The organism is Bacillus cereus group sp. MYBKT14-1 (assembly GCF_051915185.1).
Lineage (GTDB): Bacteria > Bacillota > Bacilli > Bacillales > Bacillaceae_G > Bacillus_A > Bacillus_A cereus.
This window is the reverse complement of sequence record NZ_JBQAEF010000001.1, coordinates 1,132,409-1,151,582: the sequence shown is the minus strand read 5'-3', so window position 1 is coordinate 1,151,582 and position 19,174 is coordinate 1,132,409. Positions and strand designations below refer to the sequence as shown.

Sequence of the window (19,174 nt, the reverse complement as noted above, 5' to 3'; positions counted from 1 at the left end):
TTCTTTTGAAAAGATTTTCTTAGTAACATGATTCAAAATAACCAAAAACAATCCATTATCTAGTAGTTAACATATCCAATAACTTCACTAAAAAAGCCCTGATACCGTAGTATCAAGGCTTTTTCATTTCACAAATTATATAAAACTTACGTTTATCTGATAATGTTTTTCTATGATATCACTACTTGTTATTAATTATTGGCTTTTATGTGGTTGTTTTTCATTTTGCAACCACATAAAATTGTAATAATAGGGAATTAAAAAACCCTTGATACTAGTTGTATCAAGGGTTCAAGCCTCTTAGTATAGAGACATATATTGATCGCGTTCCCATTGGTGAACTTGTGTTCTAAAGATATCCCACTCAATCTCTTTCGCTTCGATGAAGTGCTCAAGTAAGTGTTCTCCTAGTGCACCGCATACTACTTCATTAGATTGTAATGTAACTAATGCTTGCGCTAATGTTGCTGGTAAGTCAACGATACCTGCTTCTTCGCGCTCTTCTTTTGTCATTACATAGATGTTACGGTCTACTGCAGCTGGTGGAGTTAATTTGTTTTTAATTCCATCAAGACCTGCAGCTAATAATGTAGCCATTACTAAATATGGGTTTGCAGCTGGGTCAACACTACGTACTTCTACGCGTGTACTAATACCACGAGATGCAGGGATACGTACTAACGGGCTACGGTTTTGTGCAGACCATGCTACGTAACAAGGCGCTTCATATCCAGGTACTAGACGTTTATATGAGTTTACAGTTGGGTTTGCTATCGCTGTAAATGCTGGTGCATGTTTTAAAATACCTGCGATGAAGTGACGAGCATCATCACTTAATTGTAAGTCACCGTTTGCATCAAAGAATACGTTCTCACCATTTTTAAATAATGATAAGTTACAGTGCATACCTGAACCGTTCACACCGTATAGTGGTTTTGGCATAAACGTTGCGTGTAAACCATGTTTACGAGCAATTGTTTTTACAACAAGTTTGAATGTTTGAATGTCATCACATGAGCGAATTGCATTTGCATATTTAAAGTCAATTTCGTGCTGTCCTGGAGCAACCTCATGGTGAGATGCTTCAATTTCAAATCCCATTTCTTCAAGTTCAAGAACGATATCACGACGACAGTTTTCCCCTAGATCCATCGGCGCAAGGTCGAAGTATCCACCGTTATCGTTTAGTTCTAATGTTGGATTTCCTTTTTCATCAACCTTAAATAGGAAGAATTCTGGCTCTGGTCCAAGATTGAAGTCTGAAAATCCTAAAGCTTCCATTTCTTTTAACACACGTTTTAAGTTGTTACGTGGGTCTCCATCAAATGGAGTGCCATCTGCATTGTAAATATCACAGATTAGTCGAGCTACTTTACCTTTTTCAGCTGTCCAAGGGAAAATTACCCAAGTGTCTAAATCCGGATATAAATACATATCAGACTCTTCAATACGTACGAAACCTTCAATCGAAGATCCATCAAACATCATTTTGTTATCAAGAGCTTTCGTTAATTGTCTCACTGGAATCTCTACGTTTTTAATTACCCCTAAAAGGTCCGTAAATTGTAAACGGATATACTTTACATTCTCTTCTTTCGCCAAACGGAAAATATCTTCTTTTGTGTATCTAGACATTATAAATTCCTCCTTAGTCCCTCTAATCGCCTTCAGAATCAGTTATCTTTAGTGAAAAAATCTTGAAATGTCACCTTGTCGCAATGAAGTTCGATTGAATCTACCTGTATGTTGTAGTTCATCTCGAAGTATTTTGCGAAGCTCAGTTTTTGAAATTTCTTTCGTTTCTTCTTTTACTTTCACTGCTTCTGTTTGATTTTCTTTCATTAGTAACACTTGTTTAATACCAGCCATATTCAGGCCTTGATCTAACAAATCTTTAATTTCTAACAACTTATCTACATCGTTAAATGAAAACAATCTACGATTCCCCTTTGTACGGGTTGGAGAAACAAGATTATGCTCTTCATAGTAGCGAATTTGACGTGCAGACAATTGTGTTAAATCCATAACAATACCAATTGGAAACAGCGGGGCAGAACGTCTATCTTCTTTCATTTTTCAGTTCCTCCTTCGCCTTAACTACTTCTCATTTTATAACATGTTATGTTTAGTGTCAATAGATGTTAGATTTTCTTACATGATTTTTTTATAAATTTTTTCATTCTTTTTTCTAATCGCATAAATCGTTACTTTTATACGAAAAAAGCTGCCGATATCGACAGCTCCCCTTTAAGAAATTGTTAATAAATTCTTTTCAATCAATTCATCAATTGCAGAACAAATCGCAATTTTAACATGCGAATACGTTAATCCACCTTGCACATATGCAACATACGGTGGTCTAATCGGACCATCAGCAGACAATTCAATACTTGCACCTTGAATAAATGTTCCCGCCGCCATAATTACATCATCTTCATAACCTGGCATATAGTTTGCATACGGAGTAAAATGCGAATTAATTGGAGATGCATATTGAATCGCTTGGCAGAAGGCAATCATACGGTCTTTATCATCAAATTGAACAGATTGAATTAAGTCTGTTCTTGGCGCATTCCACGCTGGTGACGTGTTCATTCCTAACTTTTCTAAAAACGCAGCTGTAAAAATTGCACCTTTCAGCGCTTGTCCTGCAACATGTGGCGCTAAGAAGAACCCTTGATACATTTCTTGCAGACTGTATAAAGACGCTCCAGCTTCCGCACCAATTCCCGGAGACGTTAAACGATATGCACACGCTTCAACATACTGTTCTTTCCCGACAATATAACCACCAGTTTTAACAATTCCGCCGCCCGGGTTTTTAATAAGCGAACCCGCCATTAAATCTGCACCAACATGACATGGCTCTTGCTCTTCAATAAACTCACCATAACAGTTATCTACAAACACAACAACATCAGGTTTAATTTCTTTAACAAACGCGATCATCTCTTTAATTTGAGAAATAGTAAACGATGGACGAGTAGCATAACCTTTCGAACGCTGAATACCGATCATTTTCGTATTACTATGAATCGCTGCTGCAACAGCTTCAAAATCAACAAGCCCACCTTCAGTTAGCGGAACTGCATTGTAACCAATATTATATTCTTTAAATGAACCTACACCTTTCCCACGCACGCCAACGATTTCCTCTAACGTATCATACGGTTTTCCAGTGATGTACAATAACTCATCTCCTGGACGTAAAATACCGAATAACGCTGTAGAAATAGCGTGAGTACCTGAAATAATTTGCGGACGAACAAGTCCAGCTTCCGCTCCAAACACATCAGCATACACTTTTTCTAACGTATCACGGCCAATATCATCATAACCATAACCTGTCGTCGGGATAAAATGCGAGTCACTAATTTTATGTTTACGAAAACTTTCTAATACACGAAACTGATTACTTTCAATTACTTCATCCGCACGTTTATGTACTTCTGTAATCTGACTCTCTACTTCTTTTACGATTGGAGCAATTTTTTCTCCATTTTTCAAACGATCAAACATTTTTATTTTCTCCTTCTTCCACTAAAAATCTCTTTAATTGCACATTAAGCGATGAATGAGTAAAAATATACCCTGCACAATCATATACAAATTTATCTTCCAGAAACTCCATCTTTGCTAATAGAGTTTCCGTCTTTAAAAGTGTTAACAACTTACCTTCACTCGGAGGGATTTCCACTCGATAACAATCCATTTCTTTCTTCATCTTCGTTTCTATCGCTTCTTTTATACGCAATAAATCACTTTCTTCAAAAGCACTAGTCATTAAGAAATCACTTTTCGGAAACGGAATAAAGTTTTGATGCAATTCATCTTTTTTATTATATAACGTAATAATAGGAATATGGTTAATTTCAAGTTCTGATAATAATCGTTTTACTGTTTTTTCATGCCCTATGTAGTTAGGATCCGCGGAATCAACTACATGTAAAATGACATCTGCTTCCCCCGCTTCTTCCAGTGTCGAACGAAAAGCAGCGATTAATGAAGTGGGTAAATCTTGTATAAAACCAACAGTATCAGTTAGTAATACTGTATAACCAGAAGGTAACGGCATCTTCCTCGTCGTTGGGTCTAATGTTGCAAACAGAAGGTTTTCTTCAAACGTATCAGCTTCCGTTAATCTATTAAACAGTGTCGATTTCCCTGCATTTGTATACCCTATTAACGAAACTTGAAATACTTTATTATCTTTTCTTCTCTCACGATATCTTTTTCGATGTTCCACAACAACTGCAAGTTGTTTCTTTATTTCATCAATACGGGATCGAATATGACGACGATCCGTCTCTAATTTCGTCTCACCCGGTCCTCTCGTTCCAATACCACCACCAAGACGCGATAAGGACAATCCTTGCCCCATAAGACGCGGCATTGTATATTGCAACTGAGCTAATTCTACTTGAAGCTTACCTTCCCTCGACTTCGCACGTTGCGCAAAAATATCCAGTATTAGTTGCGTTCGATCAATTACTCTCGCATCTAATACTGAGGATAAATTCCGAATTTGACTCGGCGTTAATTCATTATTAAATACAATAACATCCGGCTCTAATTCTTCAGTTAACATTGTAAGCTCTTCTAATTTCCCTTTACCTATGTAAGTTGCCGGATGAAACTTTGGTCGTTTTTGCGTTGTTGACACTAACAATTCTGCTCGTGCAGTCTTCGCTAGTGATGCAAGCTCTTTCATGGAATACATAAATTTTTCATCATCATCTTGTGGCAATTGACAGCCTACTAATATGACTTTTTCTTTTTCTTCCATCAAATATGTTCACTCATCCTTTTCGAAATTTAAACCTTCTAATATAATAGCAGAGGAAGCACATTTCATCTAGTTAGCGGGGGAGAAAATTCATGGCATGGGAGATTTTTAGCATCATAGGCACAATCGCTTTCGCACTAAGCGGAGCCATTGTTGCAATGGAAGAGGATTATGATATTTTCGGGGTGTATATTTTAGGAATGGCAACCGCATTTGGGGGAGGTGCCCTTCGTAATTTATTAATCGGTTATCCGATTGTCGCGTTTTGGCAACAAGACATGTTATTCCAAATCGCACTTTTATCAATGACTATTATTTTTCTTTTTCCAAATAAGTTAATTAGACATTGGAAAAAGTGGGAAAATATCACTGACGCTATCGGCTTATCAGCATTTGCTGTACAAGGAGCATTATATGCCCAAAAATTAAATTTACCAATTAGCGCCACAATTGTAGCAGCTGTTTTAACTGGTATCGGCGGCGGTATCATTCGCGATCTTTTAGCCCGCAGGAAACCTCTCGTTCTTCGAGCTGAAGTATATGCCTTTTGGACAATTTTAGCAGGTTTTTTAATTGGCGCTCAAATTATTGTTAGCGATTGGGCTCTTTACATTTTATTCATTTTAATTGTTTGCTTCCGCATGGTTTCTATTCATTACAAATGGCATTTACCACACAGACGTATCGAAACGAAAGAACGTTCAATCCATAAATAGCAATCTAACCTCTTTACATATCGTAAAGAGGTTTTTCTTTTCTAACGATTTTTTCTTTATATAATGTTTATACTAATTTTTAAAGTGAGGTGAATACAAATGACAAACCACGTTAATAAAGGAGCTCAAAAAAGCTCAGTAAATCAATTTGGACACGATCCTAATTCAGCACACGAAAAGAGCGCTAAAATGGAACACTTCCATAAAGTACACCAAGAAAAAGAAAAAAAAGAGTAAACGAACTTATACACAAAAATCGACGCACAGTTTATGTACTGTGCGTCTCCTCTTCGAGCATCAAATCCATACTCGATATTCCAATTAAATCATTTTTATCATAGGCATCTTCTTGCAACAACCGCATCGCCTGTGTACGAATTGATTTTTCAACAATATTCCGTACATACCGCCCATTACTAAACGATGTAATTTGCGACGAATACTTTACAGCATGTAAATGATCCCTAAATTTCCATTCAGCCTCTTTCGATAACTGATATTCACGCTCTTCATACATTCTTTTCCCAATTTCCAACAACTGATTTACCGAGTAATCCGCAAATTCAATAATAAATGGAAAACGAGATTGCAGCCCTGGATTTAATGAAAGAAAGTGATTCATCTCTCTTGAATATCCAGCTAAAATCAATACAAAACCATGTTGTTTATCTTCCATATGTTTTACAAGCGTATCAATTGCTTCTTTTCCAAAGTCCTTCTCTCCTCCTCGAGCTAAAGAATACGCCTCATCAATAAACAAAATACCTCCCATTGCTTTTTTTATTAAGTCTCTTGTTTTTTGAGCTGTATGGCCGATGTACTCTCCTACAAGATCAGCACGTTCAGCTTCAACCAAGTGCCCTTTTGATAGAATATTCATCTCAAACAGCAATTTTCCTATCATTCTAGCAACAGTTGTCTTCCCTGTACCCGGATTCCCTTTAAACAGCATATGAAGTACTTGCTTCTCAGACTTCAATCCCTTCTCTTGTCTTTTTTTATTCACATAAATCCAAGCATATATTTCTTTTATTATCTTTTTTATATCATCCATCCCAACAAGCTTCCCCATCTCTTCTTCAATTCTCTGCAGCATTTCATGTTTAATTGCAGTTTCATTTGAAATTACCGTTTTATTTTCTGCGGCTGGCAAAGAAATTTTCTTTCGATGGTTTAACACAATATTAATTTGATTGTTGTTTTTCTTTCGCATCGATTGTTCCATACAATCACCTCATTTTATCCACTCACCAAATATTATTATTCCTGTCCCCCTTGTAAATGCCTATTTTCAGAAAAGTTTGCTATAATATAAGAAATAATTAAGGTGGTGGGACTATGGAGACAACGGAATTCCATGATACAATACAAGCCTTTTCTATTTTTTTATTGAATAAAGGCCGAAAACCCTCAACTATTAAACGTTATGTTTATGACGTTGAAGACTTCGGACATTGGTTAGAAAAAAACAAAAAGCTCCCTTCCAGTAATATATGGGCTACACTTTGTACAAAAGACTACGAAGATTACTTTTCCGATTTAAAAACGAATCGACATTACTCAGAAAAAACGATGCATCGTGTATTTATTGTACTAAATAGAATGCATCATTTTCTAAACATTCCTAATCCATTAAAAAATATGGAAATATCTATTCAACCAGACCGTACACTTCGTAACGAAGATTTCATTTCACCTGATGAAGAAAAAAGGTTAAAGTATATAGTCACTTCATTAGAAGGACTTTCAGAAAAACAACTTCCTGTGCGCCCCTTATTAATGGATCGCAATATCGCTATTTTAAATCTATTGATTGACTACGGTTTATCCTTACAGGAACTTACAGCATTAACAATGCATCACGTTCACTTTGAAACTAACACATTGTCAATCCCAGCAACCGCAGGTGTAGAAAGAACAATTACATTAGCAAAAGAAGACAAAAAACAACTATATAATTATTACAAAAGCATCCCAGAACCAGTTCGCCCCAAATACCATAGTGATGATCCATTATTTGTCGCATTCGATTTTAACCGTGGAACATACAGGTGGGTATATGAAAATGATGCACCAAAGGCATTAACGGAAATTGCTATACAAAAAATGATTCGCCTCGAAGTGGCTAGAGCCAATTTACGTAAAGGAATTTCAGGACAACATTTTCGTAACACCTATATTTTAAACTTAATAAAAAAAGAAACTCCTGAATCAGAAATTATAAAACTCGCTGGATTCAAATCAAAAATTTCATTAAAGCGATATTATCAATACGCAGAAAATAGAAAAAACGCCTTATTGTAAGGCGTTTTTTCTATTTTTTTCTTTAAACAAACGATTTTACTATGACCATTTAACTAATTTCTGCATCTACTATGATGAGTTTCGTTCACATTTTCGTGAGAAAGGAGAGATTTAATGTCTCGTTATAACGACAATCAAAACAAATTCTCCAAACCATGCTTTCCAAGTAGCGCTGGACGAATCCCAAATACTCCATCAATCCCAATTACTAAAGCTCAACTTAGAACATTTCGTGCGATTATTATTGATTTAACAAAAATAATCCCAAAACTTTTCGCAAATCCATCTCCCCAAAATATTGAAGATCTAATCGATACATTGAACCTACTAAGTAAATTTATTTGTTCACTAGACGCTACTTCCTCCCTGAAAGCACAAGGGTTAGCTATTATTAAAAACTTAATAACTATATTAAGAAATCCAACCTTTGTAGCAAGCGCTGTATTTATTGAGCTTCAAAATCTCATTAACTATTTACTATACATTACAAAATTATTCCGAATAGACCCTTGCACACTTCAAGAGCTCCTTAAATTAATAGCAGCATTACAAACTGCTCTAGTTAATTCTGCTTCGTTCATCCAAGGACCTACCGGACCTACTGGACCAGCAGGCGCCACTGGTGCCACTGGACCTCGAGGTAACACGGGTGCTACGGGTGCTACCGGTGCTACTGGACCTCAGGGACCTCAAGGTAACACAGGCGCTACCGGCAATACGGGCGCCCAAGGACCTGCAGGGGCTACCGGCGCTACTGGACCTCAGGGACCTCAAGGTAACACAGGCGCTACCGGCAATACAGGCGCTCAAGGACCCGCGGGGGCTACCGGCGCTACTGGACCTCAGGGACCTCAAGGTAACACAGGCGCTACCGGCAATACAGGCGCTCAAGGACCTGCGGGGGCTACCGGCGCTACTGGACCTCAGGGACCTCAAGGTAACACAGGCGCTACCGGCAATACGGGCGCTCAAGGACCTACTGGTGCTACTGGCGCTACTGGACCTCAGGGACCTCAAGGTAACACAGGCGCTACCGGCAATACAGGCGCTCAAGGACCTGCGGGGGCTACCGGCGCTACTGGTGCTACTGGACCTCAAGGTATTCAAGGTAACACGGGTGCCACTGGCGCTACTGGTATAGGAGTTACCGGACCTACCGGACCTTCTGGCGGGCCTCCCGGACCTACTGGACCTCAAGGGCCTCAAGGTAACACAGGTGCTACTGGACCTCAAGGTGCTCAAGGTAACACGGGTGCTACTGGCGCCACTGGACCTCAGGGTGTTCAAGGTAACACGGGTGCTACTGGACCTCAAGGTGCTCAAGGTAACACAGGTGCTACTGGTGCCACTGGACCTCAGGGTGCTCAAGGTAACACAGGTGCTACTGGTGCCACTGGACCTCAAGGTGCTCAAGGTAACACAGGTGCTACTGGTGCCACTGGACCTCAAGGTGCTCAAGGTAACACAGGTGCTACTGGTGCCACTGGACCTCAAGGTGTTCAAGGTAACACGGGTGCTACCGGTGCCACTGGACCTCAAGGTGTTCAAGGTAACACGGGTGCTACTGGTGCCACTGGACCTCAAGGTGTTCAAGGACCTACTGGTGCTACTGGCGCTACTGGACCTCAAGGGCCTCAAGGTAACACGGGTGCTACTGGCGCTACTGGACCTCAAGGGCCTCAAGGTAACACAGGCGCTACCGGCAATACAGGCGCTCAAGGACCTGCTGGTGCTACTGGCGCTACTGGACCTCAAGGCGTTCAAGGTAACACGGGTGCTACTGGTGCCACTGGACCTCAAGGCGTTCAAGGTAACACGGGTGCTACCGGTGCCACTGGACCTCAAGGTGCTCAAGGACCTGCTGGTGCTACTGGCGCTACTGGACCTCAAGGGCCTCAAGGTAACACGGGTGCTACTGGCGCTACTGGACCTCAAGGGCCTCAAGGTAACACAGGCGCTACCGGCAATACAGGCGCTCAAGGACCTGCTGGTGCTACTGGCGCTACTGGACCTCAAGGCGTTCAAGGTAACACGGGTGCTACTGGCGCCACTGGACCTCAGGGTGTTCAAGGTAACACGGGTGCTACTGGACCTCAAGGTGCTCAAGGTAACACAGGTGCTACTGGTGCCACTGGACCTCAGGGTGCTCAAGGTAACACAGGTGCTACTGGTGCCACTGGACCTCAAGGTGCTCAAGGTAACACAGGTGCTACTGGTGCCACTGGACCTCAAGGTACTCAAGGACCTACTGGTGCTACTGGTGCCACTGGACCTCAAGGTGTTCAAGGTAACACGGGTGCTACCGGTGCCACTGGACCTCAAGGTGTTCAAGGTAACACGGGTGCTACTGGTGCCACTGGACCTCAAGGTGTTCAAGGTAACACGGGTGCTACCGGTGCCACTGGACCTGCTGGTGCTACTGGACCTCAGGGGATTCAAGGTAACACGGGTGCTACTGGTGCCACTGGACCTCAAGGTGTTCAAGGACCTGCTGGTGCTACTGGTGCCACTGGACCTCAAGGTGTTCAAGGTAACACGGGTGCTACCGGTGCCACTGGACCTCAAGGTGCTCAAGGACCTGCTGGTGCTACTGGCGCTACTGGACCTCAAGGGCCTCAAGGTAACACAGGCGCTACCGGCAATACAGGCGCTCAAGGACCTGCTGGTGCTACTGGCGCTACTGGACCTCAAGGTGTTCAAGGTAACACGGGTGCTACCGGTGCCACTGGACCTCAAGGTGCTCAAGGACCTGCTGGTGCTACTGGTGCCACTGGACCTCAAGGTGCTCAAGGACCTGCTGGTGCTACTGGTGCTACTGGACCTCAGGGGATTCAAGGTAACACGGGTGCTACTGGTGCCACTGGACCTCAAGGTGTTCAAGGACCTGCTGGTGCTACTGGCGCTACTGGACCTCAAGGGCCTCAAGGTAACACGGGTGCTACTGGCGCTACTGGACCTCAAGGGCCTCAAGGTAACACAGGCGCTACCGGCAATACAGGCGCTCAAGGACCTGCTGGTGCTACTGGCGCTACTGGACCTCAAGGCGTTCAAGGTAACACGGGCGCTACCGGCGCTACTGGACCTCAGGGACCTCAAGGTAACACGGGCGCTACCGGACCTCAAGGCATTCAAGGACCAACGGGTGCTACCGGCGCTACTGGCATAGGAGTTACTGGACCTACTGGACCTTCTGGTGGACCTACCGGACCTACTGGACCTAGCTTCCCTATAGCAACAATTGTTGTAACAAACAATATTCAGCAAACAGTACTGCAATTTAATAACTTTATTTTTAGTACTGCAATTAACGTAAACAATATTATCTTCAACGGCACAGATACAGTTACTGTTATTAACGGTGGTATTTATGTAATTAGCGTATCCATTTCTACAACTGCGCCAGGATGCGCTCCTCTTGGAGTAGGCATTTCAATTAATGGGGCAGTCGCAACTGATAATTTCTCTTCAAATTTAATAGGCGACTCACTTTCATTTACTACAATCGAAACATTAGCAGCTGGTGCAAGAATCTCTGTCCAATCTACTCTTAATGAGATTACGATCCCTGCAACAGGAAATATTAACATCCGCCTTACTGTATTTAGAATCGCTTAAATTTCACTATATATTGTTTATGACAAATAAAAAAAGAGCGAGAAACTGAACTGCACCCCAATTGTTAGACACAATCTAACAATTGGAGGTGCAGTTTTTCTATGGCTAAATTTACAGCTGATGAAAAAATACAAATCGTTCTACGTTATTTGAACGGAAATGAAAGTTATCGAGAAGTGGGTAGATCGCTCGGTATAAGTGACACAATCATTTTGAATTGGGTAAACCAATATAAACAGAATGGTCTGGAAGCTTTTCTAAAACGATGTACAAATTACACACAACAATTTAAACTAGACGTACTAAACTTTATGATTTAGTAAAGAAAATAAATCGTCCAGATGTAGATGCTGATTTGAAAGCTGAGATTAAAGCGATTTATGAGGAAAATGAAGGTCGTTATGGTTACCGTCGCATTCGTGATGAATTAACGAATCGTGGCCAGAAAGTGAACCACAAGAAGGTTCAGCGCATTATGAAAGAGCTTGGGTTAAAGTGTCTTGTGCGTATGAAGAAATATAAATCCTATAAAGGAAAAGTCGGTAGAATTGCACCTAATATTTTAGAGCGTAATTTTCATACAGATGCACCGAATCAAAAGTGGGTAACGGACATCACAGAGTTTAAATTGTTTGGAGAAAAACTGTATGTATCACCTGTATTAGATTTGTATAATGGTGAAATTATTACCTATACAATTGGTTCTAGACCGACGTATTCGCTTGTTTCAGACATGTTAGAGAAAGCATTGGAACCTTTACCTGAAACCCACCAGCTACTGATGCATTCGGATCAAGGATGGCATTATCAAATGAGACAGTACGTCCGGACACTTGAATCAAGAGCTATCGTCCAGAGTATGTCTCGAAAAGGCAACTGTTACGACAACGCAGTAATAGAAAATTTCTTTGGGATTATGAAGTCGGAGTTCCTCTACATAAAAGAATTTGAAAATGTAGAGCACTTTAAAATAGAATTAGAAAAATATATAGATTATTATAATACGAAACGGATTAAGGCAAAATTAAAAATGAGCCCGGTACAATACCGGACTCACTTTTATCAAGCTGCCTAATGAAATAACCGTGTCTAACTTTTAGGGGTCACTTCAGAAACTCGCTCTTTTTTGTTATGTACAATAATTCATTACTATTCTAATTCAATTGAAACATTTTTTTGTGGTACAAATGTAGAAATTGCATGTTTATAAATAAGCTGTTGCTTACCTTCTGTTTCCAGCAGGACTGTAAAATTATCAAATCCTTTAATTAGTCCACGAAGCTGGAAACCATTTAATAAGTACAGCGTAACAAACGTATTTTCTTTACGGAGTTGATTTAAAAACTGATCTTGAATATTGATTGATTGCTTCATGTCGAATCCTCCTCTTTTTCTCTACTTACTATTATTCGACTTTACTTGTAACTTTCCTTCTATGTATCGTAAAATTTCTGACGTTTTTTCACCGTCTGTAACATCAAACCACGTGACATCCATTTTATTACGGAACCACGTTAATTGACGCTTTGCATAACGACGCGAATTCGTCTTTAATTGTGATACCGCATCTTCTAAAGAGGCTCGATTCTCAAAATAATCATAGATTTCTTTATATCCAATCGCTTGAATAGATTGACAATCTCGTATCCCTCTATTATACAGCCCTTCTACTTCCTCTAATAGGCCTTGTTCCATCATTAAATCCACTCGTAAGTTAATGCGATCGTATAGCATTTCTCGATCCATTGTCAAGCCAATTAATGAAACATCATAGAGTAACTCTTTTTCTTGTTTCTCAATTTGGTCACTCATTTTTTCACCCGTCGTGTGGAAAATTTCTAACGCCCGAATGACACGTCGTGCATTATTTGCATGAATACGCTCCGCACTTTCTGGATCTACTTCTTGCAATTTTTTATGTACATATTCCACACCGCGTTCTAAAGCTAACTTTTCCATTTGCTCTCGGTATATCACATCACCAGCATCATCTGTAAACTGATAATCGAATAAAACAGATTGTATATAAAGACCGGTCCCACCAACTATAATTGGTAATTTACCACGTTCTGTAATTTCTCGAATATGCTTGCGAACACGTTCTTGAAATTCCGCGACAGAAAATGAATCTTCCGGATTTTTTATATCGACCATATAATGTGGAATTCCGTCCATCTCTGCTTTTGTTACCTTTGCAGTTCCAATATCCATCGTTCGATAGATCTGCATGGAATCACCACTAATAATTTCACCGTTCAACGCTTTGGCAAGGTCGATACTTAACTTCGTCTTTCCAACAGCAGTTGGTCCAATGATGACAGCAACTTTTTCACGTTGCACTTCTCCCATATCATTCAACTCTCTTTATGTAATATACTCCATCTATTGATTATACCCAATCTTACCAATTTTAACGGCATGATTGCAAGTTCTTTCATTTTGGTACATGAAATTATATATAAAAAGAACATAGTTTGTCCAATTCTGCATATACATGATAAAAATAGTTTCGAGAGGATGAGTTAACTATGAAACAATCCACCATCAATTTTTCATCTTTGACAAAAGACCTCATTTTAGCTACTTCTACAAAAGAACAAAATTGTTCACAAGAGGAGTTATACTTCGCCCTAAATTGTTTACTACGGGCTTTTCATTCTACTCTCCATGAAACAACATTACATCCAGAGAATGAAAATACAGAATATATACAAACGCAATTTTGCAGTGCATATAAAATTATTACAGGTAAAACTATTTATCCTTTTCAATAACCCATAAAAAGCGGTTGCTTACATAATTTCAAGCAACCGCTTTTTATATTAATATCGATAACCTATTGTATAACTTTCACTTTTACAGATTTGCGCCCCCAGCTATTAGCACTACCATCTGAACCGACCAATACATCAATACGATTTCCTTTAATCGCACCACCAGTGTCTCCAGCAATCGCTTCTCCATACCCTTCTACCCATACTTTTGATCCAAGCGGAATTACTTTCGGATCAACAGCAATTACTTTCATATTTGGATTTGCTGTTAAATCATGCCCCATTGCAGTTAATACACGACCACCATACGAACCATTCTCACTCGGATCTGCTGTATATGCCGTCGCTTTTACCGTAATTTCACGACCACCAGCAGGCGCACTTGTTTCAGTAGATTTTGCAACTGGTTTTGCAGCCGGTTTTTCTTTTACCACAGGTTTACTTGATTCTACCTTCTTAATAGACTCTTTATTCTTAACTACTGTATTATTTTTAACCGGCGTATTTATTCTAGCTGGCGCTTCTTCTTGAGCTACAACCTCTTTCTTTTCGATTACAGGTGCTGTTCCTGTTAAAAATGGCACGTGAACATATCCAACTTTTCCATTGTAGTCGAATTGTAACCATTCATTTTGAACTTGATTCGTCGTTTCAATCACATCATTTTTATTAAGTTTACCTAAAATTTCAGAATCAGTATTCGCTCCAGCACGAACATTTAATACGCCCGCCGTTACATAATATGTGCTCTTTGTAAAATCGGCACTTACAAACGCTTCCTTACCGTTCAACTTAATTTTTGTCCATCCATTTTCTGTATTTATAACATCTAGTGTATTCCCACTGAACACTTTACCTACAAGCTTTGACTCTACATTTGGGTTTTCTCTAACATTTAATACGTCTGTTGTTACAATTGTTTCCGCTTTAGCAGAACCCGCAAAAATCCCAAGACCAAAAACTGCTGCTGTTGCTATACCTAATAATTTTTTCATGAATAGCCTCCATTTGCTTTGTTTTCGTATTTTCATTATAGCAACAGATTTTTAGAATTTTTAGAAATCACACAATTACAAAGCATTCGTAATATACGATTAACGAGTTGTAACATAAATTTCCATATTAATAAAATGTATTTCTCATACAATCTCCAGTGGTTTTCATATATTTTTCATATACGAGCACAAGAACTTTTTTCCAGAAAAAATTACAGTGTTACTTTTTTGTTACAAAAAATTCACAATTCGTTACATCTTTTACCAAAAAACATCAATATTCAATTGTTAACCTATTTTTTTGTAATAAAAAGAGAGCAGCTACTAAAAACTGCTCTCTTTTTATTTGTTATTGAACTTTCTTTTTCCAAACACCTAGCATAACAGCCGAGACAATTGTTCCAATTAATATAGAGAAAATATATAGTAACGGTTTATTTACTAACGCTATTACAAATAATCCACCATGCGGTGCCGGTAATGTAATTTGGAATAACATAGATAACGCACCTGCAATACTTGAACCAACAACACAACTTACGATTACTCGAACCGGATCTGCAGCTGCAAACGGAATCGCACCTTCTGTAATGAACGACGCTCCCATAATATAATTTGTTAAACCAGATTTACGTTCCGCTTCTGTAAACTTTGATTTAAAGAATGTAGTTGCGAATGCAATCGCAAGTGGTGGTACCATCCCACCAGCCATAACTGCTGAGTGCACTCCAAAATTCTGCGCTTCTATTGCAGCAATACCAAACGTAAATGCCGCTTTATTAATTGGCCCCCCCATATCAATTGCCATCATACCACCTAAAATAAGACCTAGTAATATAGCATTCGTACCGTTTAAACCATTTAACCACCCTGTCAACATTTCATTTAATGCTACTACAGGCGGAATTACTACTTTTTGCATTACAACTCCTGTAATCAATAATCCAAAGACTGGATATAACAATACAGGTTTAATTCCTTCTAATTGTACTGGTAGTCCTGAAAATAATCTTTTCAACCCTAAAACAACATATCCAGCTAAGAAGCCAGCAATTAACCCACCTAAAAATCCAGCATTCGCATTCGCTGCTAAAAATCCACCTACAACACCAGGCATAAAACCAGGACGATCAGCAATAGAACTTGCAATAAATCCAGCTAAAATTGGTACAAGGAATAAAAACGCACCTGTTTTTCCTCCACCAATTGACATGAACAATTCAGCTAAAGGACCTTCCGCCTTTATACCACCAAACGAAAACGCTAACGCTATTAAAATCCCGCCACCAACAACGAATGGAAGCATATTACTTACACCGCTCATTAAATGCTTATAAATTCCTAATCCTTTTTCTCCCTCAATACTTTCTGATTTCCCGTCCTCTTTTACACCTTTAAAGATTGGTGCATCTTGTTTGACAGCTCGCTTAAGCAGATTTTCCGTTTTTCGAATCCCATCAGCAACTGGCACTTGAATGACATGTTTACCAGCAAAACGATTCATTTCTACTTGTTTATCCGCCGCAACAATAATAGCTGTTGCACGTTCAATATCCTCTTTCGTTAAACCGTTTTTAATACCTGTTGATCCGTTTGTTTCAACTTTAATCGCTATTCCTAACTCTGTCGCTTTTGCTTTTAAGCTATCCGCTGCCATATATGTGTGAGCGATTCCAGTTGGACAAGCTGTAACAGCAAGTACGTACGGTTCATTTCCTTCTGGTTTTGCGACTTCAATCTCTTCTTCTTTTTCATTCTCTTTTTCATCAAATAGTTGAAGAAGCTCACTTTCATCCTTTGCTTCTAATAGTTGCTTGCGAAATCCTTCATCCATTAATAATGTCGATAAACGAGACAACGTTTCTAAATGAGTATTATTCGCTCCTTCACTTGCAGCAATCATAAAGAATAACTGTGCTGGCTGTCCGTCAAGCGACTCATAATTGATACCGCTTACACTTCTACCAAAACAAATCGATGGTTGTTTAACAGCCTTTGTCTTCGCATGAGGTATTGCAATACCTTCCCCTATTCCAGTCGTACTTTGGGCCTCCCGCTTTAAAATAGCTTCTTTAAATTCCGTTTTACTATTTAAACGATTTGCCCCGTTTAATTTCTCAACTAATTCATCTATGACAGCTTCTTTATTTGAAGCTGTCAAATCCATAATGACTGTATCCCTTTTTAATAGTTCTGTAATTTTCATATGTTGCTTCCCCCTATCGCTTAGCTACAATTACTTGCGACAATAATTCTTCTACTTTTTCCTTCTTACATAAATCAGCTGAAAATGCTGTTGCACTCCCTGTTGCAACGCCGTATTGAAATGCCTTTTCAATATCTTTTGTCTGTTCATATTTGCCTACAAACCCTGCAACAAGAGAATCCCCGGCCCCAACTGAATTAATTACAACACCTTTTGGAACAGTCGCTTCATATATACCTTCTGCCGTAAATAATAAAGCTCCCTCTCCAGCCATCGATACGATAACGTGTTTTACACCTTGTTCAATTAATTTTCTTCCATAAGGTAAAACGTCCTCTACTGTTGAAAGCTCCACTCCAAACAACTCACCAAGTTCATGGTGGTTTGGCTTAATTAAAAATGGCTTATTTTTAATTACATGTTGCAGTGCACTTCCACTTGCATCTACTACTACACGAATACCTTTTTCAGCTCCAAACGCAGCAATTGATTCGTAAAAGGTACTTGGAATAGAAACTGGTACACTCCCAGCAAGTACAACACAATCTCCATGTTGCATACTCTCAATTTTTTTCATTAACTGTTCGAACTGCTCTTTTGTTACAATAGGACCTTGGCCATTTAATTCTGTTTCTTCTTCCCCTTTTATTTTCACATTAATGCGAGTATCTTCATCTACTTGGACGAAGTTTGTTGTTACACCTTCCGTCTGTAATACCTCTTTAATAAATTGACCAGTAAATCCACCAGTAAATCCAAGTGCTATATTTTTAACACCTAAACGCTGAAGAACACGAGAAACATTAATTCCTTTTCCTCCAGGAAACTTCATATCTTTTTCCGCTCGATTTATTGTTCCTAAATCAAAGGAAGAAACTTGCACTACATAATCAATAGATGGGTTTAAAGTAACTGTATAGATCATTGTTTATCAGCCTCAATTACATTGGTTTGTTGTTTATATTTTTCTAAATCAATTTCTAAATGGTTTGTAATAATATTTGCATCTTCAACATTTGCAATTTTCGCAAACGCAACTTCTGAAAACTTACTTTCATCAATTAAGAAATATCCTTCGTTTGCTAATGTTAATGCCATTTGTTTTAAGAGCGCTTCTTCTGGATCTGGCGTTGTAAAGCCAAGCTGTTCATGTACACCATTTGCACCTAAAAAACATTTATCAAAACGATACTTCTGCATACTTTCCTGTGCCATAGCACCGATTAAAGCTTTCGTCCTACTCTTCATCATTCCGCCTAGTAAATACGCACGAATATTATTTTCAACTAAAGCTTCAATATGCATAAGTCCATTCGTAACGACAGTAACATCTTTATTTATTAAAAATGGAATCATTTCAAATGTTGTACTTCCTGCATCTAAATAAATACAATCACCTTGTTCAATAACGCTAGCCGCATACTGAGCAATTTGTTGTTTTATTTGAATGTTTTTGGATGATTTTTCAACCATCGTTGGTTCTTGCCCTTTTCCTGTTAAAACAGCGGCACCACCATGAACTCTTTTTAATAACCTTTGCTTTTCCAATTGTGCTAAATCACGGCGAATTGTCGACTCAGAGCTTTCTGTTCTTTCAACTAATTGCTGTAATTTTACAACTTTCTGTTCTTTTACAAGTTGCAATATCATTTGATGACGTTCAGGCGTTAACATTTTATTCACCTCTTCTTTGATTACAGTATAATGAAAACGGTCACAAAAATCAACCATAAACAATCAAAAATAATCACAAACATTCATAAACGTTTATAAAAAGC

The 19,174-nt window shown here is 39.1% G+C and carries 17 protein-coding genes and 1 pseudogene; 7 read left to right on the top strand and 11 right to left on the bottom strand.

What is annotated here, in order from left to right; translation table 11 throughout:
• Positions 1–300: 300 nt before the first annotated feature.
• From glnA to hflX, 4 genes are all read right to left on the bottom strand, one after another.
• A complete protein-coding gene (gene glnA, locus ACTFO4_RS06150) occupies positions 301–1,635 on the bottom strand; it encodes a type I glutamate--ammonia ligase (RefSeq protein ID WP_000092763.1) in 1,335 nt (444 codons plus the stop codon).
• A gap of 48 nt (positions 1,636–1,683) precedes the next feature.
• Complete coding sequence (gene glnR / locus ACTFO4_RS06145; RefSeq protein WP_000656783.1) at positions 1,684–2,073, bottom strand: transcriptional repressor GlnR; 390 nt, start codon at positions 2,071–2,073, stop codon at positions 1,684–1,686.
• A 174-nt stretch (positions 2,074–2,247) separates the two neighbouring features.
• Positions 2,248–3,519, bottom strand: coding sequence for a methionine gamma-lyase family protein (locus tag ACTFO4_RS06140; protein ID WP_000460302.1), 1,272 nt, complete (start codon positions 3,517–3,519; stop codon positions 2,248–2,250).
• Positions 3,512–4,786 (bottom strand): GTPase HflX, encoded by a 1,275-nt coding sequence (gene hflX, locus ACTFO4_RS06135; protein WP_440013339.1) that lies wholly within the window; start codon positions 4,784–4,786, stop codon positions 3,512–3,514. The genes ACTFO4_RS06140 and hflX overlap by 8 nt, the downstream gene beginning before the upstream one ends.
• Positions 4,787–4,878: 92 nt before the next feature.
• Between hflX and ACTFO4_RS06130 the strand changes: the two genes are divergently transcribed.
• Complete coding sequence (locus tag ACTFO4_RS06130; protein WP_000312266.1) at positions 4,879–5,502, top strand: trimeric intracellular cation channel family protein; 624 nt, start codon at positions 4,879–4,881, stop codon at positions 5,500–5,502.
• Positions 5,503–5,601: 99 nt separating this feature from the next.
• The gene (locus tag ACTFO4_RS06125) at positions 5,602–5,739 is read left to right on the top strand and encodes a hypothetical protein (RefSeq protein WP_000181503.1); all 138 of its coding nucleotides are present in this window, start codon (positions 5,602–5,604) and stop codon (positions 5,737–5,739) included.
• A gap of 31 nt (positions 5,740–5,770) precedes the next feature.
• Here ACTFO4_RS06125 and spoVK read toward each other — a convergent pair whose 3' ends face one another.
• Positions 5,771–6,727 carry a stage V sporulation protein K gene (gene spoVK, locus ACTFO4_RS06120; RefSeq protein WP_061457619.1) on the bottom strand — a complete coding sequence of 319 codons (957 nt, stop codon included), beginning with the start codon at positions 6,725–6,727 and terminating at the stop codon, positions 5,771–5,773.
• Between the two features lie 113 nt (positions 6,728–6,840).
• Between spoVK and ACTFO4_RS06115 the strand changes: the two genes are divergently transcribed.
• The 4 genes and pseudogenes from ACTFO4_RS06115 to ACTFO4_RS06100 all read left to right on the top strand — a co-directional run.
• Entirely contained in the window at positions 6,841–7,806 is a 966-nt protein-coding gene (locus ACTFO4_RS06115) for a tyrosine-type recombinase/integrase (RefSeq protein ID WP_000450326.1), read from the top strand.
• Between the two features lie 114 nt (positions 7,807–7,920).
• On the top strand, positions 7,921–11,421 hold the full coding sequence (locus ACTFO4_RS06110) for a Gly-Xaa-Xaa repeat protein (RefSeq protein ID WP_440013036.1): 3,501 nt from the start codon (positions 7,921–7,923) through the stop codon (positions 11,419–11,421).
• 101 nt (positions 11,422–11,522) lie between these two features.
• Positions 11,523–11,741, top strand: coding sequence for a transposase (locus ACTFO4_RS06105; RefSeq protein WP_440013039.1), 219 nt, complete (start codon positions 11,523–11,525; stop codon positions 11,739–11,741).
• Positions 11,720–12,496, top strand: a pseudogene (locus tag ACTFO4_RS06100) (IS3 family transposase); the annotation flags it as partial. The gene ACTFO4_RS06105 and the pseudogene ACTFO4_RS06100, both read left to right, overlap by 22 nt.
• A gap of 74 nt (positions 12,497–12,570) precedes the next feature.
• On the opposite strand, the gene hfq reads toward ACTFO4_RS06100, so the two are convergent.
• Together hfq and miaA are read right to left on the bottom strand one after the other, a co-directional pair.
• Positions 12,571–12,795 (bottom strand): RNA chaperone Hfq, encoded by a 225-nt coding sequence (hfq, locus tag ACTFO4_RS06095; protein WP_000813896.1) that lies wholly within the window; start codon positions 12,793–12,795, stop codon positions 12,571–12,573.
• Positions 12,796–12,816: 21 nt separating this feature from the next.
• Positions 12,817–13,770, bottom strand: coding sequence for a tRNA (adenosine(37)-N6)-dimethylallyltransferase MiaA (gene miaA / locus ACTFO4_RS06090; protein WP_000504932.1), 954 nt, complete (start codon positions 13,768–13,770; stop codon positions 12,817–12,819).
• A 179-nt stretch (positions 13,771–13,949) separates the two neighbouring features.
• Between miaA and ACTFO4_RS06085 the strand changes: the two genes are divergently transcribed.
• Positions 13,950–14,195, top strand: coding sequence for a hypothetical protein (locus ACTFO4_RS06085; protein WP_000814428.1), 246 nt, complete (start codon positions 13,950–13,952; stop codon positions 14,193–14,195).
• A gap of 62 nt (positions 14,196–14,257) precedes the next feature.
• Here ACTFO4_RS06085 and entD read toward each other — a convergent pair whose 3' ends face one another.
• The 4 genes from entD to ACTFO4_RS06065 all read right to left on the bottom strand — a co-directional run bounded on the left by entD (position 14,258) and on the right by ACTFO4_RS06065 (position 19,070).
• Entirely contained in the window at positions 14,258–15,190 is a 933-nt protein-coding gene (gene entD / locus ACTFO4_RS06080; RefSeq protein WP_440013041.1) for a cell wall-binding protein EntD, read from the bottom strand.
• Between the two features lie 349 nt (positions 15,191–15,539).
• Entirely contained in the window at positions 15,540–17,396 is a 1,857-nt protein-coding gene (locus tag ACTFO4_RS06075; RefSeq protein ID WP_098771937.1) for a PTS fructose transporter subunit IIABC, read from the bottom strand.
• Between the two features lie 13 nt (positions 17,397–17,409).
• Entirely contained in the window at positions 17,410–18,321 is a 912-nt protein-coding gene (gene pfkB, locus ACTFO4_RS06070) for a 1-phosphofructokinase (RefSeq protein ID WP_098771936.1), read from the bottom strand.
• Positions 18,318–19,070 (bottom strand): DeoR/GlpR family DNA-binding transcription regulator, encoded by a 753-nt coding sequence (locus tag ACTFO4_RS06065; protein ID WP_098584463.1) that lies wholly within the window; start codon positions 19,068–19,070, stop codon positions 18,318–18,320. Before ACTFO4_RS06065 ends, pfkB begins: the two co-directional genes overlap by 4 nt.
• Positions 19,071–19,174 lie beyond the last annotated feature (104 nt).

What these genes read in the sequence shown, in the direction of transcription:
- glnA (WP_000092763.1), bottom strand. Translation starts at nt 1,635, where the DNA reads ATGTCTAGATACACAAAAGAAGATATTTTCCGTTTGGCGAAAGAAGAG.
- ACTFO4_RS06130 (WP_000312266.1), top strand. Translation starts at nt 4,879, where the DNA reads ATGGCATGGGAGATTTTTAGCATCATAGGCACAATCGCTTTCGCACTA.
- ACTFO4_RS06085 (WP_000814428.1), top strand. Translation starts at nt 13,950, where the DNA reads ATGAAACAATCCACCATCAATTTTTCATCTTTGACAAAAGACCTCATT.
- hfq (WP_000813896.1), bottom strand. Translation starts at nt 12,795, where the DNA reads ATGAAGCAATCAATCAATATTCAAGATCAGTTTTTAAATCAACTCCGT.
- entD (WP_440013041.1), bottom strand. Translation starts at nt 15,190, where the DNA reads ATGAAAAAATTATTAGGTATAGCAACAGCAGCAGTTTTTGGTCTTGGG.
- ACTFO4_RS06115 (WP_000450326.1), top strand. Translation starts at nt 6,841, where the DNA reads ATGGAGACAACGGAATTCCATGATACAATACAAGCCTTTTCTATTTTT.
- ACTFO4_RS06125 (WP_000181503.1), top strand. Translation starts at nt 5,602, where the DNA reads ATGACAAACCACGTTAATAAAGGAGCTCAAAAAAGCTCAGTAAATCAA.
- ACTFO4_RS06105 (WP_440013039.1), top strand. Translation starts at nt 11,523, where the DNA reads ATGGCTAAATTTACAGCTGATGAAAAAATACAAATCGTTCTACGTTAT.
- miaA (WP_000504932.1), bottom strand. Translation starts at nt 13,770, where the DNA reads ATGGGAGAAGTGCAACGTGAAAAAGTTGCTGTCATCATTGGACCAACT.
- ACTFO4_RS06140 (WP_000460302.1), bottom strand. Translation starts at nt 3,519, where the DNA reads ATGTTTGATCGTTTGAAAAATGGAGAAAAAATTGCTCCAATCGTAAAA.
- hflX (WP_440013339.1), bottom strand. Translation starts at nt 4,786, where the DNA reads ATGGAAGAAAAAGAAAAAGTCATATTAGTAGGCTGTCAATTGCCACAA.
- pfkB (WP_098771936.1), bottom strand. Translation starts at nt 18,321, where the DNA reads ATGATCTATACAGTTACTTTAAACCCATCTATTGATTATGTAGTGCAA.
- spoVK (WP_061457619.1), bottom strand. Translation starts at nt 6,727, where the DNA reads ATGGAACAATCGATGCGAAAGAAAAACAACAATCAAATTAATATTGTG.
- ACTFO4_RS06075 (WP_098771937.1), bottom strand. Translation starts at nt 17,396, where the DNA reads ATGAAAATTACAGAACTATTAAAAAGGGATACAGTCATTATGGATTTG.
- ACTFO4_RS06065 (WP_098584463.1), bottom strand. Translation starts at nt 19,070, where the DNA reads ATGTTAACGCCTGAACGTCATCAAATGATATTGCAACTTGTAAAAGAA.
- ACTFO4_RS06110 (WP_440013036.1), top strand. Translation starts at nt 7,921, where the DNA reads ATGTCTCGTTATAACGACAATCAAAACAAATTCTCCAAACCATGCTTT.
- glnR (WP_000656783.1), bottom strand. Translation starts at nt 2,073, where the DNA reads ATGAAAGAAGATAGACGTTCTGCCCCGCTGTTTCCAATTGGTATTGTT.